This window comes from Lysinibacillus sp. NPDC093712 (assembly GCF_050280025.1).
In the GTDB taxonomy this organism is placed as follows: domain Bacteria; phylum Bacillota; class Bacilli; order Bacillales_A; family Planococcaceae; genus Lysinibacillus.
Genome location: NZ_JBNNUU010000006.1, coordinates 131,784 through 153,470, shown reverse-complemented (window position 1 = coordinate 153,470; position 21,687 = coordinate 131,784). Strand labels below are relative to the sequence as shown.

Annotated in this window: 23 protein-coding genes and 2 other annotated features; of the genes, 16 read left to right on the top strand and 7 right to left on the bottom strand. The window is 37.0% G+C overall.

Features of this window, described 5'->3' with window-relative positions; all coding sequences use genetic code 11:
- Positions 1-63 precede the first annotated feature (63 nt).
- A complete protein-coding gene (locus ACQKNX_RS19770) occupies positions 64-576 on the top strand; it encodes a YfiT family bacillithiol transferase (RefSeq protein ID WP_427430331.1) in 513 nt (170 codons plus the stop codon).
- A 110-nt stretch (positions 577-686) separates the two neighbouring features.
- Here ACQKNX_RS19770 and ACQKNX_RS19765 read toward each other — a convergent pair whose 3' ends face one another.
- Both ACQKNX_RS19765 and ACQKNX_RS19760 read right to left on the bottom strand, forming a co-directional pair.
- Positions 687-1,322, bottom strand: coding sequence for an exosporium glycoprotein BclB-related protein (locus ACQKNX_RS19765; RefSeq protein WP_427430330.1), 636 nt, complete (start codon positions 1,320-1,322; stop codon positions 687-689).
- A gap of 339 nt (positions 1,323-1,661) precedes the next feature.
- Positions 1,662-2,744 carry a hypothetical protein gene (locus ACQKNX_RS19760; protein ID WP_427430329.1) on the bottom strand — a complete coding sequence of 361 codons (1,083 nt, stop codon included), beginning with the start codon at positions 2,742-2,744 and terminating at the stop codon, positions 1,662-1,664.
- 226 nt (positions 2,745-2,970) lie between these two features.
- Here ACQKNX_RS19760 and ACQKNX_RS19755 point away from each other — a divergent pair, with 226 nt between their 5' ends.
- The 4 genes from ACQKNX_RS19755 to ACQKNX_RS19740 all read left to right on the top strand — a co-directional run bounded on the left by ACQKNX_RS19755 (position 2,971) and on the right by ACQKNX_RS19740 (position 5,399).
- On the top strand, positions 2,971-3,609 hold the full coding sequence (locus tag ACQKNX_RS19755) for a hypothetical protein (protein ID WP_427430328.1): 639 nt from the start codon (positions 2,971-2,973) through the stop codon (positions 3,607-3,609).
- Positions 3,610-3,708: 99 nt separating this feature from the next.
- Positions 3,709-4,284: a hypothetical protein gene (locus ACQKNX_RS19750; RefSeq protein ID WP_427430327.1), complete on the top strand. Its 576-nt coding sequence runs from the start codon at positions 3,709-3,711 to the stop codon at positions 4,282-4,284.
- Positions 4,277-4,573 (top strand): hypothetical protein, encoded by a 297-nt coding sequence (locus ACQKNX_RS19745; RefSeq protein WP_427430326.1) that lies wholly within the window; start codon positions 4,277-4,279, stop codon positions 4,571-4,573. Before ACQKNX_RS19750 ends, ACQKNX_RS19745 begins: the two co-directional genes overlap by 8 nt.
- Before the next feature lie 19 nt (positions 4,574-4,592).
- Complete coding sequence (locus tag ACQKNX_RS19740) at positions 4,593-5,399, top strand: hypothetical protein (RefSeq protein WP_427430325.1); 807 nt, start codon at positions 4,593-4,595, stop codon at positions 5,397-5,399.
- A gap of 302 nt (positions 5,400-5,701) precedes the next feature.
- Here the strand turns inward: ACQKNX_RS19740 and rpmG are convergent, their stop codons facing one another.
- The gene (rpmG, locus tag ACQKNX_RS19735) at positions 5,702-5,851 is read right to left on the bottom strand and encodes a 50S ribosomal protein L33 (RefSeq protein ID WP_340821894.1); all 150 of its coding nucleotides are present in this window, start codon (positions 5,849-5,851) and stop codon (positions 5,702-5,704) included.
- Positions 5,852-6,019: 168 nt separating this feature from the next.
- On the opposite strand from rpmG, the gene ACQKNX_RS19730 reads away from it, so the two are divergent.
- Positions 6,020-7,216: a GTP-binding protein gene (locus ACQKNX_RS19730; RefSeq protein ID WP_427430324.1), complete on the top strand. Its 1,197-nt coding sequence runs from the start codon at positions 6,020-6,022 to the stop codon at positions 7,214-7,216.
- Positions 7,217-7,300: 84 nt separating this feature from the next.
- Here ACQKNX_RS19730 and ACQKNX_RS19725 read toward each other — a convergent pair whose 3' ends face one another.
- Together ACQKNX_RS19725 and ACQKNX_RS19720 are read right to left on the bottom strand one after the other, a co-directional pair.
- Positions 7,301-7,843, bottom strand: a complete 543-nt coding sequence (locus ACQKNX_RS19725) for an isoprenylcysteine carboxyl methyltransferase family protein (RefSeq protein WP_427430323.1) — start codon at positions 7,841-7,843, stop codon at positions 7,301-7,303.
- 1 nt (position 7,844) lies between these two features.
- Complete coding sequence (locus tag ACQKNX_RS19720; RefSeq protein WP_427430322.1) at positions 7,845-8,927, bottom strand: type III polyketide synthase; 1,083 nt, start codon at positions 8,925-8,927, stop codon at positions 7,845-7,847.
- A gap of 380 nt (positions 8,928-9,307) precedes the next feature.
- Between ACQKNX_RS19720 and rsgA the strand changes: the two genes are divergently transcribed.
- From rsgA to metG, 4 genes are all read left to right on the top strand, one after another.
- Positions 9,308-10,378 (top strand): ribosome small subunit-dependent GTPase A, encoded by a 1,071-nt coding sequence (gene rsgA, locus ACQKNX_RS19715; protein ID WP_427430321.1) that lies wholly within the window; start codon positions 9,308-9,310, stop codon positions 10,376-10,378.
- Between the two features lie 70 nt (positions 10,379-10,448).
- Positions 10,449-10,874, top strand: a complete 426-nt coding sequence (gene fosM, locus ACQKNX_RS19710; RefSeq protein ID WP_427430320.1) for a FosM family fosfomycin resistance protein — start codon at positions 10,449-10,451, stop codon at positions 10,872-10,874.
- Positions 10,875-10,895: 21 nt separating this feature from the next.
- Positions 10,896-11,552 carry an HAD family hydrolase gene (locus tag ACQKNX_RS19705; protein WP_427430319.1) on the top strand — a complete coding sequence of 219 codons (657 nt, stop codon included), beginning with the start codon at positions 10,896-10,898 and terminating at the stop codon, positions 11,550-11,552.
- 67 nt (positions 11,553-11,619) lie between these two features.
- Positions 11,620-11,881, top strand: a binding site (T-box leader).
- Between the two features lie 159 nt (positions 11,882-12,040).
- Positions 12,041-13,675, top strand: coding sequence for a methionine--tRNA ligase (gene metG / locus ACQKNX_RS19700; protein ID WP_427430318.1), 1,635 nt, complete (start codon positions 12,041-12,043; stop codon positions 13,673-13,675).
- A 138-nt stretch (positions 13,676-13,813) separates the two neighbouring features.
- Here metG and ACQKNX_RS19695 read toward each other — a convergent pair whose 3' ends face one another.
- Positions 13,814-15,385: a 2-isopropylmalate synthase gene (locus tag ACQKNX_RS19695; RefSeq protein ID WP_427430317.1), complete on the bottom strand. Its 1,572-nt coding sequence runs from the start codon at positions 15,383-15,385 to the stop codon at positions 13,814-13,816.
- 55 nt (positions 15,386-15,440) lie between these two features.
- Positions 15,441-15,734, bottom strand: a binding site (T-box leader).
- Between the two features lie 196 nt (positions 15,735-15,930).
- Between ACQKNX_RS19695 and ACQKNX_RS19690 the strand changes: the two genes are divergently transcribed.
- Entirely contained in the window at positions 15,931-16,683 is a 753-nt protein-coding gene (locus ACQKNX_RS19690; RefSeq protein WP_427430316.1) for an HAD-IIB family hydrolase, read from the top strand.
- 175 nt (positions 16,684-16,858) lie between these two features.
- On the opposite strand, the gene ACQKNX_RS19685 is transcribed toward ACQKNX_RS19690, so the two are convergent.
- Positions 16,859-18,553, bottom strand: coding sequence for a methyl-accepting chemotaxis protein (locus ACQKNX_RS19685; protein ID WP_427430315.1), 1,695 nt, complete (start codon positions 18,551-18,553; stop codon positions 16,859-16,861).
- 315 nt (positions 18,554-18,868) lie between these two features.
- On the opposite strand from ACQKNX_RS19685, the gene ACQKNX_RS19680 reads away from it, so the two are divergent.
- The 5 genes from ACQKNX_RS19680 to ACQKNX_RS19660 all read left to right on the top strand — a co-directional run bounded on the left by ACQKNX_RS19680 (position 18,869) and on the right by ACQKNX_RS19660 (position 21,681).
- Positions 18,869-19,363: a DUF1648 domain-containing protein gene (locus ACQKNX_RS19680; protein WP_427430314.1), complete on the top strand. Its 495-nt coding sequence runs from the start codon at positions 18,869-18,871 to the stop codon at positions 19,361-19,363.
- A gap of 170 nt (positions 19,364-19,533) precedes the next feature.
- Entirely contained in the window at positions 19,534-19,938 is a 405-nt protein-coding gene (locus ACQKNX_RS19675; RefSeq protein ID WP_427430313.1) for a GNAT family N-acetyltransferase, read from the top strand.
- A 119-nt stretch (positions 19,939-20,057) separates the two neighbouring features.
- Entirely contained in the window at positions 20,058-20,717 is a 660-nt protein-coding gene (locus tag ACQKNX_RS19670) for a YdeI/OmpD-associated family protein (RefSeq protein ID WP_427430312.1), read from the top strand.
- Between the two features lie 155 nt (positions 20,718-20,872).
- A complete protein-coding gene (locus ACQKNX_RS19665) occupies positions 20,873-21,307 on the top strand; it encodes a DUF1801 domain-containing protein (RefSeq protein WP_427430311.1) in 435 nt (144 codons plus the stop codon).
- Positions 21,304-21,681: a VOC family protein gene (locus tag ACQKNX_RS19660; RefSeq protein WP_427430310.1), complete on the top strand. Its 378-nt coding sequence runs from the start codon at positions 21,304-21,306 to the stop codon at positions 21,679-21,681. The genes ACQKNX_RS19665 and ACQKNX_RS19660 overlap by 4 nt, the downstream gene beginning before the upstream one ends.
- Positions 21,682-21,687: the final 6 nt, after the last annotated feature.

Below are 21,687 nucleotides of genomic sequence, written 5' to 3'. Positions count from 1 at the left end.
ATGAAATGAAACTTCTAAATTGGTAGTATAATGAAATTAGAAAGAGAAACGGGGGCGAGCTATATGAACGATTTACGGTATCCGATTGGACAATTTCAATTTCCAGAAATAGTGACCGCACAGCAAGTACAGAAATGGATTGATGATATCCGTTTATTGCCGAGGCAATTAGCGGAGGCATTAAGTGGAGCAAGTGAACAATCATTAGCGAAATCCTACCGAGAGAATGGTTGGACTGTAACACAACTAGTCCATCATTTGGCGGATAGTCACATGAATAGCTTTATTCGCTTTAAATTAGCTTTAACCGAAGATACACCGCTAATTAAGCCATACAATGAAGTGGATTGGGCAGTGCTTCCGGATTCGGATATGCCAGTTGCCACTTCCTATAAGTTACTTGAAAGCTTACATGAACGTTGGGTTTATTTGCTGACAAGTTTAACGGATGAGCAATTACAACGGGCTTTTCAACATCCAGACAACGGGCTAATGACGCTTGAAAAAGCACTCGCTCTCTATGCATGGCATGGAAAGCATCATCTTGCCCATATACAAAATGCTCTGGCGAAATAGAAAAAAGGCGACTTATCCTCACTTCTGAGGAAAGTCGCTTTTTAAAATTTTGACTATTCAAATGTGTGTGGATTTTTTAGTCGTATAAACTGGGATGCTAAAAAAATAATTTATTGAATTGTAATGCCAGCACTTGCTGTACCAGTAAGTACTTGAGCAACAGCTACACCAGCTGTAGTCATGGAGTACATCATTACTAGTTTGTCACCAGCAGTGACTGGAACTGGTGCAAAACTGCCTGAACCAAATGCTGTAGTACCTATTGCGATTAAGCCTGTAAATGGCGGAGCTAAATTAACAGTAGCAGTTGTAGCTGTATAAACCGTGCTTCCAGCAGGTGCACGATAGATTGTAGCAGTAACAGTAGTACTACCAACTAAAGTAACGGCAAGCGTAGCAGAGAATGATGCAGAAAGGCCTGTAATATTACCTGCGCGTGGTACCGTAAATGCCTCTGTTAATACGCCAGTTAAATCAACTGTATCTCCAACGAGCGTAACACCAGGAATTGCAGTACCGAATCCAATAAGGGATGGTGTAGCGATTAAACCTGTTATTAAAGAAGTTAACACAACAGGTGTAACCCCAGAAGAGAATGGAATAATGGAACCTTCAGTAACTGTTCGTTGTGGAGTGATACATGCAGCATCAATTGCTAAAAATGGGCCAAAATTTTGGCATTCCATATTATTAGATCTAGATGAGCAACCACATCCACTATTAGACATAGGATCAAATAAGAACATATTTACACCTCCTTTCTTCATTATTCTATTCATAGAAGAATAAAGAAAAAGGGCTATCAACTACATTCATAAAGCTATTTTTACAATAAAAGAAAAAGAGAAAAATGCCTGTAAGTGATACGGGTTAGTCTATTGTCTACTAGTGAAAATTTGAAAAACCACTATTACATGTTCACCGTGCTTAAAAGTTATTAAAGGGTACTTGCAAGCAGAATTCTAATATTATTGGACGTAAAAAAGTCCAATATGTATTTTTGGATACCTATTGGACATTTATCTATAGGAATAATGATGGTTGATTGTATAAGGTTTAATTGTTTTTCCTCCGAGAGATTCAAGCTAATTGCGTCTGCGAAATAGATTGAAAAATAAAGAATTTTTTTCTTTCTTCACTTCTTCCTCCACTACTTCTTTTATATCTTCAGTTTGGTTATTGAACTCCATTTGTGTAATGCTTTCTTCCTTTACTAGTTCCATGTTTTCCTTCGATACGCTTAAAGAAGAAGGCTCAGCTTGAATAATTGATGATGTATGAACGATAGAAGAAGAGGCTTCTGTTATCTCTAATTCAGTTGTAATTGGAAAAGAGGCTTCTACTATTTCCAAATCATTTGCGTTAAGAACAGAAGCTTCTGTTATGTTCAAGTCATTAGCAGTAGGAGCAATAGCTTCCGTATTCTCCTCTTTTGCTATAGGAGCTGTTAAACTATTTGCTTCTACAACGCTTACTGGGATTCCTTGCGTGTCTGCTGCATTTTTAAAATGAAAAGTTGATTCTGCTGTGGTGTTTCTATATAAACCGTTATAAATCTGACTCGGGTGTGTATTGATGGTTTGAAAATAGTGTTGGTTAAAATGGCGTTCTTCTTGTTTTTGCACAGGATGATCATTAGGAGGAAAAGGTACTCCATTGTTCATATTAAAAGCTTTACCAGCCAAATCTTGAAGGAATTTATAACTTGGTTCAGTGGTAGGTAATGGTGGTTGTACAGTAGTTTGTTCTATTTTTTCTAGAAGTTTTCTCGAAGGAAGGACTATATTTTTTACTGAGCTTTCATCAACATTTGTTGGGAAATTGTCTTTTGGTATATTGTTTTCAACGGTTATTAATTTATTTAATACGGCTAAAATTTCTTGATTCATTTCTTCAATTGCTTGATTGAGGGATTCAATATGAATAGAAAGCTGTTTGACTTGCTCTTCATATTCTTTAATTTGCATACTGTGTTTACCATCAATTGTTTCTGTGAGTCCTTCTAAATGTACAACTTGTTTTTTAAGATCCTCAAACTCATTTTTCATAAATAAGTAATCCTCGATTGAAGTACCCATTTTTAATGTTGTTAACGTTTCTTTATAGCTATCGATTTTTTCTTTTAATTTTTCAATGTCTTGAGTGGAGTACAACTTTGAATCTTCCATTGCATTTCACCCCTTTCAGTCCATTAGTATTTTATTAAAAAACTCCACTTTCTGTTACAAATCATTTAAGCCTACTCGAAAGGAGAGAAAAGTGTTCTTTAATAGTAAATAGCAATAACACTTGTTGAATAATTATCATGGTAAATTATTTGTTAGCCCATGCACTTAACGCTAAAAATCATATGCTACAAACGAAAGATAAAAAACTTATGGAGGTGTCAAAAGGATGCAAGATAATATGCCATCCCAGGCGCGCGAACTAATTTGTATAAACGTCGATAAAGTATATGACTGGATTGTAAAGGAAATGTCATTTGATATTTCTCCAACAGGTGCAATTACCTTCCCAGGCGTAACACCGGCGACGGTTTTAACAGGTGCAATTGTCACATGTAGAGTAACTCCGGCTGCGACAAACCCAATCGTAATTTTAAATCGTGAGAACCGTCAATTTTCTATTGATGGAGCAACAGTTTGTCTACAACACTTAAATATTCAAAAGAACTTTGTTCTTACGATTGTTGTTACTTTACCAACTGGAGCTGTATTAACAAGTAGTGAGATTCCGGTATCACGTTGTGAACAAGTTACATTATGTGCACCAAAAGGAACAGATGTAGAAATCCTTTATACAGATTTAGATTGCTTCGTGTGTACAACAGGTACGCTTACTGCTGGTACTGGAACAATTACGTTTTCTGCGTTGACAATCACAGTAGCAGTTTGTCAAAGTATTCAATCCACATTCCCAGTTACTGTGGAATTCTTAGCAAATTACTGCGAGCCAAGAGCAGATTTACCATTCTCATGCCCGTCAACGGTTCGTCCAAAGCAATGCTCCGTTATTTTCCCAACTATGGGTTAGGAGTGCTAACACATAAACATATGTCATACCTTAAAGAGAGGATTATCCTCTCTTTTTTTTATTTTTGTTACATATTATATAGGCAAGGGGGCACTAATTATGAATACTCATAAAGATTCTGTAGAAGAAAAAATAAAGAATCTTAAAGAGCAAACGACGTTTTATGTCCGTGAAATAAAAAAGTTAGTGGAGGAACAAAATTTTCAAAAAAATGTAAGTGTTATTAGTTATTTTACGACTTCTCTTAATATTTCTTATGATTCAGAACAGGAGAGTCTATGTCTTGGTTCGTATCATATTCGCAATATAGGTAATCAGCCAATAACAAATCCTTATTTGTGCATAAAGCTACCTGAAGATTCCCCGTTTTCCTTCTCAGGTAGATATGTATATGAACATTTTAGTCAAAATTTAAAAACTTCGGGTAGCTGGGAACGAATAAATGATAGCTCTAACAATGCAGAATTTTGGCTTAAACCAATAGGCAAAACAACAATTGAGCCGAATGAGACGATTTCATTTACTAATTTCCAAATTAAATGGTCCCATAATTTATCCTATGCTGGTACAATAACGGGCTTTACATATTGCGATGAGCTACAAGATGGTGTCTTCGTGCTAAATCCTATTAATCTCAATGGAATTAACGTTGTACAGGAGGAACAAGATGAGTGAAATAGAAGAACAAAAACTAGAAGCGGGTTTAGAACAAATCGTTCGTCATTTTATGAAGGATCAACTTAGTAATGTCACGGACTTTAGAAAGGAGGGAGATAATAGCTTTGCATTTCTTGAAAAAAGTACGTTGCATTTACTGCTTTCCTATTTATTATCTGGCGACAGGAGAGCACCAGAAGAGAATATAACAGGGCAGTTTGAATTGCGTCTCGTAAAAGAACTTGATGATTTAATAGCTGATAGTAAAGTGCAATTTGAGGAAATAATAGATTATTTGAAAAGCTAACGTGATAGGAGGTACTAACGTGGATAATCAAAGCGTTAAAAATAACGATCCTATACAGCTCCAGCAAATGATTATTTTTTTAAGAGCAGAGCTTGCTAAATATAAAAATGAAATAAATAGACTTAGAGATAGCGATTATTATTCACTCGTACTTAGACTAGAGCGGGAAAATGTTCAATTGACAAAACGTAATAAAGAGCTTGCGATGGATCGGATGAAATTAAAAAGAACGAATGAAAGGGAATTAAAGGCTTATAATGAGGAAATACAGAGAAGGGAAAATCAACGAAAAAAACACATTTCCTCGATAGATACATTATTAAGAGAAATTGAACATTTACGTTCTGAAAATAAAGAATTACGGCAAACAACAAAGGCAAACAATAATGAACTGCTCACTATTAAAAGAAACTATGTAGCGGAAGAAAAGCAGGCAATTGAAAGTCTCGAAATACAGCTAAGTACATTTACAAAAGCAGCGAATGAAAAAATGAATGCTATAATCGAAGCCGTACAGAGAAATGATGAAAATAATGTACATGACTATTTAGTTAAGGAGTTAGCAAAAAGAGACAATGAAATGAATAGATTGTCCTTTGAGTTAATGGATATTAAAAACAACAACACAGGCACTGTAGCCTTAAATGGAAAAAATACGTCTGTCAATTCGAAGGTGCTTTTAAATCTAGATGCTAAAATACAAAAAATAATAGCGCAATCCAATGATTTTGAGGAGCAACTAGAGAAGAAAGTTCGTATTCTAGATGACTTAGAGCACCAATTGACTCAGCTCGCTATAGAGATCAATGTGAATAGGTCTATGTAAAAACGAGGTAGTTTATATGGATGGTATGAAGAGAGAAAGTGTTAGATTGACTACAATCAATCTAGCGCTTTTTTTGCTGTGACCGTCGCTTAGCTACTGCGGTCCCTTTCCGCTCAGTACAACGTAAGGCGCAACACACGAAAGTTTGTGGTTTGTTACGCCTTACGTTCTAAGCAGGCCTGCTCTCAACAACTAGTGCTCATTTCTAAACTTTATTGATCGAAAAATGCTAAAGTTTTTTATCTTACATAGCGGAACTTTTAAAACTTTTGTCTGGATTGTTTAGTTGACGTTGAATTTTATTATTTTGTTTCTCTGTGTAACGTTACGCGCTTTAAACGAGGAGAATATTTTTTTAACTCCAGTCTTTCTGGGTTATTTCGTTTATTTTTTGAAGTAATGTAGTTTTTATCTCCAGTTTCTGTACAGGCTAAAATAATTTGAACACGCATCCTATCAACTCCTTTTAAATAGTAATCATTACGCTTTATACAATATTATTTTTATTTTCTATTGTCAATATGTAGCTACTCAAAAAGTTAAGCATTGCATTTTCAGCATTTCTATGATTAAATTACAAATTGTAAATAGTAATCATTACGATTTAAGGAGGTTGGAATATGACGACAAAGAAAATTCCAGTGACAGTTTTAAGTGGTTATTTAGGTTCAGGTAAAACAACGATGATGAATCATGTGCTACAAAATGAGAAAAATATACGGGTGGCTGTTATTGTCAATGATATGAGTGAAATCAATATTGATGCAGAACTAATTGCAAGTGGAAGTGGTATTTCTCGAACGGAGGAAAAATTCGTAGAGCTTTCCAATGGTTGTATATGTTGCACGTTACGTGAGGATTTATTACAAGAGGTTCAACGCCTCGCGGAGCTTGGAAATATAGATTATATTTTAATTGAGTCAACGGGTATTAGTGAACCTATTCCAGTTGCGCAAACGTTCAGTTATTTGGATGAGGAGCTTGGAATTGATTTAACAAAGTTTTGTCAACTCGATACGATGGTGACTGTAGTCGATGCACACCGTTTTTGGCATGATTTTCAGTCAGGCGAAAGCTTGTTAGAGCGCAAGGAAGCAGTTGGTGATTTAGATGAACGAGATGTGGCAGATTTATTGATTGACCAAATTGAATTTTGTGACGTTTTAGTATTGAACAAGTGTGACCTTGTAACAGAAGATGAACTTGAACGATTAGAACGTATTTTGCGTGCATTACAACCTGAGGCAATGCTAATACGTACAATTAATGGTGTAATCGAGCCAAGTGAAATTTTAAATACAGGACGTTTTGATTTTGAGAGAGTATCAGAATCTGCTGGCTGGTTAAAAGAGTTAGAACTTGGGCATGAAAATCATACACCAGAGACAGAGGAGTATGGCATTGCTTCATTCACGTATAAGCGTAAAATACCTTTCCATCCAATGCGTTTTGTGGAGTGGTGCGATAATATGCCTCAATCCATTGTGCGTGCAAAGGGTATTATTTGGAGCGCAAAACATCAGGAAGTAGCGTTGTTATTGTCACAGGCAGGTTCCTCTGCAAAAATTGAACCTGTTTCCTATTGGGTGGCGGCATTACCAACAGCGCAGCAAAAGGATGTTTTTTCACAAAGCCCAGAGGTTTTGGAGGATTGGGATGAGGAATTCGGTGACCGTATGACACAGCTAGTCATAATAGGCATCGATTTAGACAAAGAAGCAATAACAAAAGAGCTGGATGCATGTCTGTTGACGACTAATGAATTTATGGAGCCATGGGAGCATCTAGAGGATCCATTTAATTGGGAATGGAGTTAAAGTAGTATTGCTAGATTGTGTGTTAAGCCACGCCAGTAAAAAGTAGTCAATTTGTACAATTTACGTAAAAAAGAATCTACCACATTACTTTTGTGGTAGATTCTTTTTAAATACATGATTATAGTTTGTCGCATCACGTAATGCTTTTTCCTCGACGGGAATCCGTACTGACAGCATTGTAATATTTAAGAGCGTAAAGCAAAATGCTGTGAAATAAGCTTGAAACATAAATGGTAGTAGAAGAATCTCCAAGCTAACAACAGCATAATTTGGGTGGCGCATAAATGTATAAGGGCCTTTGCGTACAACTTCTGCGCCAGGCAAAATTAGTATTTTTGTATTCCAAAATGGTCCTAGTGACCGGATACACCAAATACGCAAAGCTTGAACCATAAGGAATAATAAGAATAATAACGGGAATAAGGACGATGGTCCATTATTATTTGAAACTACTTCAACAATTAAAAATAGAAAAAAGCTAACGTGCAAAGCAACCATATACGAATAATGAGATGCACCAACTTCATAGGCTCCTTTTGCAAGCATCCATTTTTCATGACGTTTTGCTATTAAAACCTCTGTTAATCTTTGTAGAATAACAAGAATTAAAATAATGTAAAAAAGCATATTACTCCCTCCATTTAAGTAATACAGCCTCCGCACAGAAGCCTGGACCGAGGGCGACAAGCAGCCCAATATCATCTATTTGCCCTTCGTTTAACATAAACTGCTCTAGTACATACAAAACAGTAGGAGAAGACATATTACCGTGTTGACGTAATATTTCCCGAGAAATGTCGGTTTTTTGTTCAGCAAGATATAACGTATCCTCATACGCTTTTAACACTTTTTTTCCCCCTGGATGTGCAATAAAATGATCAAGCTGCTCACTGTAAAGATGTTGTTCAACTAAAAATTGTTCAATGAAAGGACCAAGCCAATTCGTAATAATGGATGGAATACTTTTCTGGAATACGACATGAAGGCCATTGTTTTTTATATTCCAGCCCATTACATTTTCTGAATCGGGCATCCACTTGGAACCAGTTGAAACAATCGAAGGAATTGGTTTTTTTGTAGGAATTGCTACATCGTCCCCACAAACGAGTATGCAGGCAGCGCCGTCAGCGAATAGGGATGCGCCGATTAAATTACTTTTAGAAAGATCGTTTTGCTGAAAAGTTAGGCTACAAAGTTCGACACATACAACAAGTACTTTTTCTTGAGGATGCGCTTTGCAATAATCATAAGCACGACTAACTCCAGCAGCTCCCCCTGCACAGCCTAACCCCCACAATGGTATGCGCTTTAACCTATCAGAAAAAGGCAGTTGATTCATAATACGAGCATCTATGCTTGGTGTAGATATGCCCGTACTACTCACGAAAATAATAGCATCAATATCTTTAGGGGTAATAGGAGCTTCTAAAAAAGATTCATTTTGTAAACAGGCTTGAATGACTTCAACGCTATATTGTGTTGCTAGCTCTATATACAGATTGTTACGTTCTTCGAAAGTATGCTCACTGCGGTGCCACTCAGCGGGTACACAGAAATGGCGAGTATCGATGCCACCATTATCAAATACTTTTAAATAACGCTCTAACTTTGGTATTTTTTCATAAAAGAGCTCCTTTGTTAACGCCTCCGCGTTCGCCTGTTGCAATGTGTAAGGTGGTTGATATGTGCTGATAGAAATAATTTTTGACAATTCAACATCTCCTTCGCAAATAGTGGTCTTGTACATTATATGCAGATAGGAAGGGCGTACATGCTTCAATAAATTTATTTGACAATTATGAACAATTTAGATATATTGGTAACATCTAAATTGGAAGTAGGTGATGTGACATGATGAATAGATCCGTTTTTAACGAACTGCAATTCGGTTTGTTCAATTTCACACGCCTAAAATATGCGATTTGACCTTGCCCGTAGAGTTAACGACTACTATGTGACAAAGGCTATTTGTGTATTCCCTTAAACGTGCCTGTGAAACCTTGAAACTGCCGAATTGCAGTTTCAAGGTTTTTTTATGCTTGTTACGCACTTAGAGGCGTAATCGATAGACACATTTAGGAGGAATAACAATTGAAATTAACAACATTAGGGTTTTCAACATATTTTGAAGAGCAAGTAACTGCCTTTAAAGAGGAATCAAAGTTAGCGAACTGTGTACCTGCACGAGTTACTTTAGAGCATAAGCATTCATACCGTGTACTAGCTGAAGAAGGAGAATGGCTAGCTACAGTCGCTGGACATTTTGCATATACATCTGTAGCAAGAGAGGACTATCCAGCAGTTGGAGATTGGGTATTAGTAGAGAAGATGGCGGGGGAAGAAAAGGCGATAATTCATAAATTATTTAACCGAAAGTCCGTTTTTTCTCGTAAGGTTGCAGGACAGGAAATAAAGGAACAAATTGTAGCATCAAATGTTGATATTGTGCTACTTGTAATGAGCTTAAATGCAGATTTTAATATTCGTCGTTTAGAGCGTTATTTAGTAGCCGCTTGGGATTCCGGTGCGAAGCCAATAATTGTACTGACAAAGGCTGATTTATGTGAAGATATTTCGAGCATGGTACGGGAGGTCGAGCTTGTAGCTTTTGGTGTGGATATTTTTGTAACTAGTGCACGATCAGGCGAAGGCATAGCAGCTATTCAGAACCTCTTTACAGAAGGGGTGACAGGTGCACTGCTCGGTTCATCGGGTGCAGGGAAATCCACTTTAATGAATGCATTAAGTGGAGAAGAGCTTATGAAAGTTTCAGGTATTCGGGAGGATGATGCCAAAGGGCGCCATACGACAACACACCGAGAATTAATTGTATTGCCAAGTGGTGGCTGCTTAATCGATACCCCAGGAATGCGTGAGTTGCAATTATGGGATCAAAGTGAAAGTCTATCTTCTAGTTTCCGTGATATTGAAGAATTTGCAGCCGCATGTCGTTACAGAGATTGTACGCATCATATGGAGCCACACTGTGCCGTGCAGCAAGCTATCAATGATGGAGCACTTGAACAATCACGTTTGCAAAGCTATTTCAAGTTGCAAAAGGAGCTTGCTTTTATTGAGCGAAAAACGAATATGCAGGCAAAGCTGAATGAGCAACGCAAATGGAAGCAAATTGCGAAAGGTATGAAGAAGGGGAAAAAATAGTGGAAGCTGTAAGGGGCAACTTCGCCATTGTGCTGCGAAGTTGCTCATCAGGTGGCAAAGGAGATGTGCGATGACGATACAAAATATTAATCATTTTTTATTTTCTGTTTCTAATCTAGAGCAATCAATAGCATTTTACCAAAATGTTTTTGATGCCAAGCTATTAGTGAAAGGGAGAAGCACTGCTTATTTAGATTTAAATGGGCTGTGGCTTGCTCTCAATGAGGAAGCAGATATACCGCGTAATGAAATTCAGCAGTCCTATACACATATTGCTTTTTCTATCGATGCAGATGATTTCGATAAAATCTATGAAAAGCTCGTGCATTATAAGGTCAATATTTTAGAAGGAAGACAAAGAGATGAACGAGATAAACAGTCCATCTATTTTACCGATCCAGATGGTCATAAATTTGAGTTCCATACAGGTACGTTACAGGATCGCCTAGAGTATTATAAAAACGAAAAAACGCATATGGAATTTTTCAATGATTAACATGTCGAAAGGAGATATATTATGAAAAAAGCAATTATTTTCGATATGGATGGTACTTTATTTCAAACGAATCTTATATTGGAGCCTGCACTGACAGCGACTTTCGATGTGCTACGTACAAAGGGGTTATGGCAAGGGGACACACCGATTGAACAATACCGTGAAATTATGGGTGTTTCATTGCCTGTTGTATGGGAAACTTTATGTCCTATGCATACTTTAGAGGTTCGTGCAGCAAGTAATGCCCTATTCCATGAAAAGCTTATTGAGCTAATAATAAATGGCAAAGGCGCATTATATCCGAATGCAGAGCAAGTACTTGCTACGTTAGCAAACGACTATCATTTATACATAGCGAGCAATGGCCAAAAAGAGTATTTGCAAGCAATTGTAGATACATATAAGCTAGATCGTTATATAGAAGGGACGTATAGTATTCAGTCTATTCCAAGTGGTCATAAATCAGATTTAGTAAAAAGTGTAATCGAAGAAAATAACATTCAAGCTGGTGCTGTTGTCGGAGATCGTGCATCTGATATCCAAGCAGCACTGGATAATCATCTGTTTTCCATAGGTGTACGCTTTGATTTTGCGCAGGACTCTGAATTACAAAAGGCACATGTCGTGATAGATAATCTACAAGATATTTCAAAGCATCTAACTACTATTTCTCACTAATTCGAAGTGAATATAAATGTTTACATTGCATTTCATAAGGGGAAAGAGTAAAATAGTGCCAAACTATAACAAAGCGTTGAAAAGGAAAAGTAAATTGGACAAGCATTTAATAGAGAGCCTCTGTTGGTGGAAATGAGGTAAATGAACCCTTTTGAAAATGACCTTTGAGCTTCGTACCGAAAGCATTTTTGTGAGTAGATTACGACGAGATGGGCACTCGTTACAACAGCGGCAGTATCTCTTATATGAATGCAAGACGTACTGATTGAGGCAAATAGTGTGAGCTATTTGTAAATATAGGTGGTAACACGGGTATACTCGTCCTAATCAGTCATGATTAGGGCGTTTTTTTTATTTTCAAAAACGATGGATGCTAGGGAATATTTCTATTGTCCATTGAATGAAGAGAATGCCGCTGACAGCTAACCAATTTTTTGCGTGACAGCTTAAAAGAGTAGAATTTAATCAATTGAGGGGAGCAACTTAGGATGACAATAGTAATTGGAGGAGCTTGGCCATATGCCAATGGTTCATTACATTTAGGGCATATTGCCGCATTATTACCAGGTGATATTTTGGCTAGATATTACCGACAAAAAGGTGACAAAGTATTGTATGTTTCAGGAAGTGATTGTAATGGGACACCAATATCGATTCGAGCTGCACAGGAAAGTACGACGACAAGTGCGATTGCAGATCGGTATCATCAAGAATTTACACAATGTTTTCATGATTTAGGATTTACTTACGATTTATATACGAGAACGGATGCTCAGCATCACCATGAAGCTGTACAGGCAATTTTTTTACAGCTGATGGCAAATAATTATTTATACAAAAAGAAAATTGAGCAGGCGTATTGTGAAACGGACAAACAGTTTTTACCTGACCGCTTTGTGGAAGGTGTTTGTCCAAATTGTGGGGCGAAAGCACGTGGAGATCAGTGCGATAATTGTTCGAAAATTTTAGATCCACTTGAATTAATCGACAAGCGTTGTAAAATCTGTGGCAATGAGCCTGTTATTCGAGAAACGGAGCATTTTTATTTTACTTTTAGTCAATTTCAAGGAAGGCTAGAAACTTTTGTGTCCGAAGCAAAGGCGGATAAGCGCTGGCGAGATAATGCAATAAGCTTGACTGAACGTTACTTAGCGGAGGGTGTTCCTGATCGTGCTGTTACAAGAGATTTGCCAAACGGTATTGATGTACCAGTACCGGGCTTTGAAGGGAAGAAAATTTATGTGTGGATCGAAGCCGTAGCAGGTTATTTGACAGCGAGTATGGAATGGGCAAAACAACATAATATTGCGATTGAGGATTTATGGAATGAAGAAACAATTTCTTATTATGTGCATGGCAAGGATAACATTCCATTCCATACAGTTATTTGGCCAGCGATATTGATGGGTATTGGTGCGAAAGCATTACCAACACATATTGTCTCCAATGAATATTTGACTTTAGAAAGACGAAAATTATCAACAAGCCAAAATTGGGCGGTTTGGGTGCCGTATATTTTAAGTCGTTATGACGCAGATTCTATTCGTTATTTTTTAACAATGAATGCACCTGAAAATCGTGATACAGATTTTTCTTGGCGAGAATTTATTTATAGTCATAATGGTGAATTGCTAGGAGCTTACGGCAATTTTGTCGATCGGACGTTAAAATTTATAGAAAAATCATTTGATAGCCAAGTGCCACAGGTCGATGTAGATGGGGCTGTAAGGAAACAGACGATACAGTTGTTTAATGATGTTGGTGTGGCGATTGAAGCGGGACATTTTAAGCAAGCGTTAGAAGAAATTTTTACTTACATCCGTGCGGCCAATCGATATTTTGACGAGCAGCAACCGTGGTTACAGGTGAAGGAGAATATAGCGGATTGTCATCAAACGCTTGCAACGTGCGTCTACATGATTGCAAATTTAGGGCAAGTGTTACAGCCATTTTTACCGTTCTCCACAGAGAAAATTCGAGGCATGCTAGGCATAACAGAATTGATGTGGTATGAGCAAGTGGAGCTACCGAAAAGCATTGGCGAAGTGACACCACTATTTGAACGACTTGATGTGGGGCTAATTGAAGAAGAATACCAGAAGTTAGTTAATGACAGTCACTAGCAGCCGTTGATTTCCGCTACTAGTAGCGTATTCAAATTGTGTGAGTGCCTGGCACTCGCCCTAAGTTCCAATTAACGAAACAAAAGGCATCAAGAAGTTTATTCTTGATGCCATTTATCGTCATACAGCTTTTCTACGTTAGTTCATAACAGGAGTTAATTTCGCCACAACAATGCTGTTGATTGCATTAATGTATGCAAGCGCACTTGCTTTTAAAATATCTGTATCTGCAGCTTTTGCGATATATTTTTCGCCCTCATGCTCAATCGTTATTTTAACTTTACCAAGTGCTTCCTTACCACGTGATACGCTGTTAATATTATACTCTACTAGCTTCACATCAATTTTTACAATATCTGCAATGGCAGAATACAATGCATCAATTGGACCTGAGCCAACAGCACTTGCATTCAATACTTCTTCACCTTTGCGAATTTTTACACTAGCAGAAGGGAAGCTTGCGTTGCTGACGACTTGTAAATCTTCAATGTCAAAAAATTGCTCGCTATAATGAGTAGCATTGGCATGATTTGCATCATGCTTTTCATAATAGCTTTCTACAATGACATATAAGTCATGGTCATAAACTTCTTTTTTCGCATCAGCTAATTTGAGGAAACCATCGAAAATACCTTCAAATTCCTCAGTAGAAAGATTAGAAAAGCCTAACTTTTCAAGTGCATTTTTAACAGCATGGCGTCCTGAACGAGCTGTTAGGACAAGTTCCATATCATCTAGACCCACATCTTCTGGATGTACGATTTCGTAGGCATCACGAGATTTAAGTAGACCATCTTGATGAATTCCTGAAGAGTGTGCAAATGCATTGTCTCCAGTAATGGCTTTGTTTACTTGTACGTCTAAGCCCATAAAGCTTGAAACAAGGCGTGAAGTGTTCATGATTTCTCTTGTGTTAATACACGTCTCTGCATTGTAAACAGAACTACGTGTTTTTAGTGCCATTACGACTTCTTCAAGTGCTGCATTTCCTGCACGTTCCCCAATGCCGTTAATTGTACATTCCACTTTATCTGCACCGTTTTTAATGGCTGCAAGTGTGTTAGCTGTTGCCATACCAAGGTCATTGTGACAGTGTACACTTAATAAAACACTATCATTTAAGTTTTTCATACGGTCATTAAGCTTATAAATCATAGCGCCAAATTCCTCTGGTTCAGCAAAACCTACAGTGTCCGGCACATTTATCATTGTTGCGCCGGCCATCATAACGGCTTCAATTGTTTTCCATAGGTACTCAAAATCTGAACGGGAGGCATCTTCTGTTGAATATTGCACTTGTGGTAAAAGAGTTTTTGCATATTTCACAGCATCTACGCCAATTTGTAGTATTTGGTCTTTAGATTTACTAAATTTCTTTTCAACATGTATATCAGAAGTGCCAAGCACCATATGAATCATTGGGTTTTCTGCATATTTTACAGCATTATATACGGAATCAATATCAGCCTTTACTGCTCGTGCTAAAGCTGTAATCATAATGTCGTTCGTATTACCAACCTTTTGAGCGACAGCTTTTACCGCATCAAAGTCACCTTGTGAAGAAGCCGGGAAACCAGCTTCGATAATATCGACGCCTAATTTTTTGAGTTGCTGTGCAATCTCTACTTTTTCGTATAAGTTCAGTTTTGCTCCCGGCACTTGCTCGCCATCACGTAAAGTTGTATCAAACACCCAAATTTTTCTTCCCATTTTCAAACACTCCTTTTGTTGTAATAAAATAAAAAAACCCGCCTCTATATAAAAATATAGAGACGAGTTATTTGCTCGCGGTACCACTCTAATTGACCTTCCCTTTAAAGAAAAAGCCCCCTTATCGACAGCTATCACTGTCTATCCCAATAACGGTGGAAACCGACATCCCTTACTTTTTAAACGGCATTCTACTCGCTGCTTTAGGAGCAGGAGGATTGTGCTGACTCGTTTTGGTTCAGGGAGTAGCTCATGGATGAGTTCAAAATGTGTGCCTACCGATTTACACCAACCATCGGCTCTCTACAAGTACACGGGCATTTTTACTATTTCCAATCTTTGCTTAACAATGTGTTGTTGAAAGCTATAATACGTTGATATTGTCAGTATGTCAACAATATTCAAAAAATTATTTGTTTTCAGTTTTAATCATTGTAGTTTTAACGGTAGTTAGTAAGTTGGATTGTTAAAATATATATTTCACAAATAAAGGCATTTACTTATGAGATAATGAGGATGGATTTTATATATAGAAAGTAGGTAGAATGGTGAAATTTGTATTTGATTTAGATGGTACAATTTGTTTTAAAGGTCAGCCTTTAAGTGCAGGAATAACGGCTGCATTAGAGGATTGTTTAAAGAATGGACATGAAGTTATTTTTGCTTCAGCTCGCCCGATTCGAGATATGTTACCGGTATTGCCAGAGTCAATGCACACGTTTCCAATGGTTGGGGGAAACGGAGCTTTTATAGCCAATAATGGTGATATAAAAGAAATCGCAGCATTTGATGGAGAAATTATAGAAGCAATCAAACAAATTATAACAACCTATCAATTAGCGTATTTAGTAGATGGTGACTGGGATTACGCCTACACGGGCAGTGAATCACATCCAATTTATCAAAACTTAGATCCACTACAGCTTGCAAAACGAGTGGTACTGGAGGAACTAAAAGACATTGTCAAAATTGTTTTATTCCCTGGTGAGCATCATCAAAATATTTTGGCACAGCTACGAAAGCTACCGATTTCGTTATATGAACATGCGTCTGAAAACATTTTAGATATGAGCCCCAGTGGGATTGATAAATGGACAGGCTTAACGAAATTAGGGGTATTACAAAATCAGTTTATCGCGTTTGGCAACGATGCAAATGATGCTGCGATGTTTGAAAAAGCATTAGAGAGTGTTTGTGTTGGTGAGCACCAGGTAGGTCAGCATGCCACTGTACAGGTGCCATCTGAAGAAACAGCAGTGATTGAAATAATAAAGTGTCAGGCACTCAAACAATTTTGAAAATTATAACCAAGTAAAAACCCACGTAGTCTCCTGCGGGAACAGCACAGAACGTAAGTCGCAATAAACGGCGCGGCTTACGGTGTGCCCGTAGAAAGCTTAGTGGGTTTTTAGGTGCTTATGGAAAGTGCCAGGCACTCAAACAATTCTGAATTTTGTAAGGTCAGTCACTTAGCTATTGCACCTTAAAGCGAGAAACTTGTGTTTGCAATTCTTCAGCCATTGTCGATAAAGTTGCCGCAGAAGCTGCAACCTCTTCAATTGTCGCAAGCTGCTCTTCAGAAGCAGAAGCTACATTTTGAAGGTTAGAAGATGACGTTTGTGCAATTGTCGCTATTTCATCGAAGGATGCATAGATTTGTTCAGCACTAGAAGACATTTCCTCAGAAACGGTTGTTGCTTCTTGGATTTGTTTTGACACTTGCTCAATAAGGTCAACGATTTTTGAAAAACCTTCCTCAGCTACTTTAACAACTTGCATACCAACTTGAACCTCTTGTGTACCAGTATCCATCACTGTAACAGCACGGTTTGTTTCCTGTTGGATTTCTGAAATTAATCCTGAAATTTGTTCAGCTGACTTTTTAGATTGCTCAGCTAATTTTTTCACTTCGTTAGCTACGACTGCAAAGCCTCGACCATGATCACCCGCTCGAGCAGCTTCAATAGCAGCGTTCAATGCTAGTAAATTGGTTTGCTCTGCGATGTCAGTAATAATACTAATAATATTTCCAATCTCAACAGAATGGTTACCTAAATTTTTAACAACGTTAGCAGATTCCAAAACGGCTGTATTAATAGTATCCATCTGCGAGATGACGCGATGTAGTGACTCATTCCCCTTGTTTGCCTCAGTATTCGTTTCAATGGCAAGTTCAGAAACAGCAGCAGTTGTCGATGCTAGTTGTTGAATGCCGTTAGTCATATTTTTCATAGCTTGTGAGCTTTCTGTAGCATTTTTCCCTTGAGCTTCTGAGCCACTAGCGACTTCCTGCATAGCGGATGTAATTTGTTCAGTAGCTTGGATTGTTTGATCTGCACTTGCAGTTAATTCAGCAGCTGAAGCACTCACTTGGGTTGTGTTTTGACTAACATTGGTAATTAAGCTTTTTAGATTTTGAGCCATTTGATTGAAGGCAAGGGCTAAATCACCAACTTCATCACGATTTTTAATGCGAATTTGTTCAGCTGTTAAATCACCCTCAGCTATTTTTTGCGCTGCTTTTGCCATTCCTTTAATAGGGCGAGAAATAATAGTTCCCATAATCATGGCAATTATCAGACTAATGATGACAGCAAACACACCAAGCGAAATCATGTTAAATTTAATAGCATCAATATCTTTTGAGGTAGCAGCAATTTTTGCTTCTACAGCTTCACTTTGATAGTTGGCAAGGTTTTCAACACGCTCGTCGAATTGTTTAAGAATAAGTCGACCTTGAGAGCTGTCTAATTTCTCATATTGTTCTGTTTCGCCAGCATCCTTTAAAGCAAACATACGATCAGCAAATTGTTGAACATTTTGCTCACTTTTATTGACAGATTCTAATAATTCAATTGATTTTTCTGATTCTAATGTTGCCATTAAACTTTCGGATTTTACTTTAAATTCTTCACGTGCGGATTTATTACCATCACGATTTTGTTTATCTCCAAGTAAAAGATATCCACGCATACTTACAATTTCCTGTTTTGCAATTACTCTAAGCTCTTGAATGCTAATAGATTTTTGGGTTTGTTCTTCGAGTAACTCTTGATAAGTACCATTTACTGAATTAAGTTGCTTAAAGTTTAAAGCTATCGTGCCAATTAAAACTAAAATAACAATAAAAAAACCGAGAATTAATTTTTTATAAATCGTAAATCGCATGTATTGTAAGTCCCTTCCTAGTAATTTAGTAGAAATGTTACAAAAAAGTGAAATATGTATATATACTTATTTATAGCAGATTATATGTATTTTAAAAAGCATTATGAGTTTATTCATAGTGAAAAATATGAAATAAGAGCGAATTTAGTTATAGTATGGGGTCGTATAAGTGGCATTTTATGCACTATGTTCTATGTATTTACTTATGAAGAAGAAACTAAATTGTATCACGAAAAACACGATTTATATAATGTTTGAAACCTAATTGTTGGAAGTAACGTAAATTTAGTTAACGATAAACGAGGATGTGGAGCGATGTATAGACCGGTTTTGAAATTACCGAAAACGAAGGATGAAAAATTTTTGGATATAATCGGTGGCGGAATATTTATTGTATCCATCATATTTATTATTTCTCAGTGGAGCACCTTACCTGAAGAAATTCCAGCACATTTTAATGGAGCGGGAGAGGTGGATCGATGGGGTTCGAAAATAGAACTATTCATTTTACCGGGTATCGGAATTTTTTTGTGGATATTTTTAGGACTTCTTGAGAAAGTACCATATATGCATAACTATCCAGCGCGTTTAAATGAGAGCAACGTCGAGGCCTTTTATTTAAATAGTCGTAAAATATTGAATGAAATAAAAAACCTTTGCTTAATTTTATTTGCAGTCATCTCTTGTGAAATTGTACTCGTTGCATTAGGAAAGGTAGATGGATTAGGTTGGTGGTTCTTGCCAGTTGTACTAATTGGCACAGGTATTCCGATTGTTAAAGGCTTAATTGCTGCATCGAAGATTAAGTAAACCGTATCCAAAGTGGGGAATTTTAAAAAAGTAACGTTTGGAGCAGGAGAATGACGACGTAAGTAGAATCACTTATATAATTACAAATACTGGAGGTTGCATTTTGTTACTATTCTTTTGATTTCTAGTAGCTTACTAATAGTTAAATAATATTAGGAGTTGATAGAAAAATGATTTATAAGAATTCACTCGAAGGTATTTCTTCAAATATGTTAAACGGTTTTTTTGTAGATTGGCCGAGTCCACCTAATCCACAAACGCATTTACGGTTATTAGAGAGAAGCAGCAAAATAGTTTTGGCGATTGATGATAAGACAATCGAAGTAATAGGATTTATTACCGCTATAAGTGATGGCGTTCTGTCTGCTTATATCCCGTTACTAGAAGTATTACCTCAATACAAAAATAAAGGTATAGGCAAGGAGTTAGTAAGACAAATGCTTAAAGAACTCGATAATATTTATATGATCGATTTATGCTGTGATGATGACCTCGTACCTTACTATGAAAAATTCGGCATGACAAAAACAAACGGTATGGTTTATAGAAATTATAAAATGCAATCAGGAAGTTAATGAAAGACTAAAACGCTTGAGAATGTTCAAGCGTTTTTTGTATATATTTTGGACAAATGGAGTTAAATTAAATATTTTGTGATAAATTTAATGTAAATAAATGCATGAAGGGTGCTGAAATGATGCAGAAGAAATTCAAATTAAAGGATGGACTTTCTATTACCATTCACAATTTGCCAGACAAGGTGCTATTAGAAGGGATTTCGGATGCAGGACATGCACCTTACGATCGCGTCATTTCTTTTGTGTTTACAATTGATGAAATGATAACGTATTTAAAAAGCACGCTTAAACAGAACATAATAGTAGAGCAAGGCTATTTATTTTTTGTTTATCCGAAAAAAAATAATAAAAAATACAAAGAATTTATTCACCGAGATGACATTTTCCCAGCAATTCAGGTGGACGAGGCAAAATATATTGCTGGAAGCGATTATAAATTTTCAAGCCTAATGTCATTGGATGATACGTTTTCTATTGTATGCATTAAACGGGACGCAAAGGGAAGAGGAAAGAAAAAAACAGCAAGTAGTCAATGTGTAAGTGACTATGAAAGTATGGTTCCCTTATTGCGAAGTGAACTTGCGAAAAATCCAATTGATTTAGCCTTTTATGATGCATTAACGCCAGGATATCAAAAGGATTGGGCTCGCTACGTTTATAGTGCGAAAAAGCAAGAAACGCAGCTAGCTCGTTTAGTGGAGATGCTTGAAATTACAAGGGCTGGCTTTAAGACGAAGGAGCACTATCGAAAAGCGAAAGCAGAGGGCCAAGTATAAGAGAATTTCCAGATGTAGTAGTTATCTGTTAAAACTTTTGTCGATTGTTGTCACAAAGATGCTTACGCTATTGCTAATAAATAAGCTTCATACTACTATTAAGGAATATTTTTAAATCGATCAATGACACATTTTTAAAAAGTGGGGTGAAAGTTATGGAAGCATATATTGAACAGGTAGATGAAAAATGGCGTGATAGTTTTGCCAAGCTTGCGGACGTTATAGCAACGAATATTCCTGCTGGATTTGAACAAACAATGAATTACGACATGATAAGTTATGTAGTTCCGTTAGCGTCATATCCAAAAGGGTATCATGTAACACCGAATACGCCCTTACCATTTATTAGCTTGGCAGCACAGAAGCGACATATAGCTGTTTATCATATGGGTATTTATGCAGACAACGCTTTATTGTCTTGGTTTCAAGAGGAGTACGCAAAGCGAGTGCCAACAAAGTTAAATATGGGGAAAAGTTGTATTCGTTTTACTAGTACAAAAAACATTCCTTATGATTTGATAGGAGAGCTCGTTTCGAAAATGACTCCTGGGGAATGGATTAATAGATATGAAGGAGAATTGAACAAATGAAAAGTGCTACTACATTTTTAATGTTTCAAGGACAAGCTCATGATGCCTTGGAGCAATACAAGCAATGGTTTCCAGAATTAGCGGTTGAAACTTTGACATATGTGGAGAACACACAACAGGTTGCTATGGCAGAAGTCGATTTAAAAGGTTTGAAAATCAAGTTGAATGACAGTCCAATCAAACATAACTTTTCATTTACTCCAGCGATATCAATCTTTTTAGCGTGTGAGACGAAGGAAGAAATTGAAAGCCTTGTTGAGCAAATATTGGATGGTGGTCAAGCGTTAATGCCATTGGATAATTACGGTTTCTCTAAACAGTTTGCTTGGATTCAGGATCGCTTCGGTGTATCGTGGCAACTTACGTATAATTAATTATTA

What these genes read in the sequence shown, in the direction of transcription:
- ACQKNX_RS19755 (WP_427430328.1), top strand. Translation starts at nt 2,971, where the DNA reads ATGCAAGATAATATGCCATCCCAGGCGCGCGAACTAATTTGTATAAAC.
- ACQKNX_RS19675 (WP_427430313.1), top strand. Translation starts at nt 19,534, where the DNA reads ATGATTTATAAGAATTCACTCGAAGGTATTTCTTCAAATATGTTAAAC.
- ACQKNX_RS19745 (WP_427430326.1), top strand. Translation starts at nt 4,277, where the DNA reads ATGAGTGAAATAGAAGAACAAAAACTAGAAGCGGGTTTAGAACAAATC.
- metG (WP_427430318.1), top strand. Translation starts at nt 12,041, where the DNA reads ATGACAATAGTAATTGGAGGAGCTTGGCCATATGCCAATGGTTCATTA.
- ACQKNX_RS19770 (WP_427430331.1), top strand. Translation starts at nt 64, where the DNA reads ATGAACGATTTACGGTATCCGATTGGACAATTTCAATTTCCAGAAATA.
- rpmG (WP_340821894.1), bottom strand. Translation starts at nt 5,851, where the DNA reads ATGCGTGTTCAAATTATTTTAGCCTGTACAGAAACTGGAGATAAAAAC.
- ACQKNX_RS19765 (WP_427430330.1), bottom strand. Translation starts at nt 1,322, where the DNA reads ATGTTCTTATTTGATCCTATGTCTAATAGTGGATGTGGTTGCTCATCT.
- ACQKNX_RS19760 (WP_427430329.1), bottom strand. Translation starts at nt 2,744, where the DNA reads ATGGAAGATTCAAAGTTGTACTCCACTCAAGACATTGAAAAATTAAAA.
- ACQKNX_RS19690 (WP_427430316.1), top strand. Translation starts at nt 15,931, where the DNA reads ATGGTGAAATTTGTATTTGATTTAGATGGTACAATTTGTTTTAAAGGT.
- ACQKNX_RS19660 (WP_427430310.1), top strand. Translation starts at nt 21,304, where the DNA reads ATGAAAAGTGCTACTACATTTTTAATGTTTCAAGGACAAGCTCATGAT.
- ACQKNX_RS19685 (WP_427430315.1), bottom strand. Translation starts at nt 18,553, where the DNA reads ATGCGATTTACGATTTATAAAAAATTAATTCTCGGTTTTTTTATTGTT.
- ACQKNX_RS19665 (WP_427430311.1), top strand. Translation starts at nt 20,873, where the DNA reads ATGGAAGCATATATTGAACAGGTAGATGAAAAATGGCGTGATAGTTTT.
- ACQKNX_RS19705 (WP_427430319.1), top strand. Translation starts at nt 10,896, where the DNA reads ATGAAAAAAGCAATTATTTTCGATATGGATGGTACTTTATTTCAAACG.
- ACQKNX_RS19725 (WP_427430323.1), bottom strand. Translation starts at nt 7,843, where the DNA reads ATGCTTTTTTACATTATTTTAATTCTTGTTATTCTACAAAGATTAACA.
- ACQKNX_RS19750 (WP_427430327.1), top strand. Translation starts at nt 3,709, where the DNA reads ATGAATACTCATAAAGATTCTGTAGAAGAAAAAATAAAGAATCTTAAA.
- ACQKNX_RS19695 (WP_427430317.1), bottom strand. Translation starts at nt 15,385, where the DNA reads ATGGGAAGAAAAATTTGGGTGTTTGATACAACTTTACGTGATGGCGAG.
- fosM (WP_427430320.1), top strand. Translation starts at nt 10,449, where the DNA reads ATGACGATACAAAATATTAATCATTTTTTATTTTCTGTTTCTAATCTA.
- ACQKNX_RS19730 (WP_427430324.1), top strand. Translation starts at nt 6,020, where the DNA reads ATGACGACAAAGAAAATTCCAGTGACAGTTTTAAGTGGTTATTTAGGT.
- ACQKNX_RS19670 (WP_427430312.1), top strand. Translation starts at nt 20,058, where the DNA reads ATGATGCAGAAGAAATTCAAATTAAAGGATGGACTTTCTATTACCATT.
- ACQKNX_RS19680 (WP_427430314.1), top strand. Translation starts at nt 18,869, where the DNA reads ATGTATAGACCGGTTTTGAAATTACCGAAAACGAAGGATGAAAAATTT.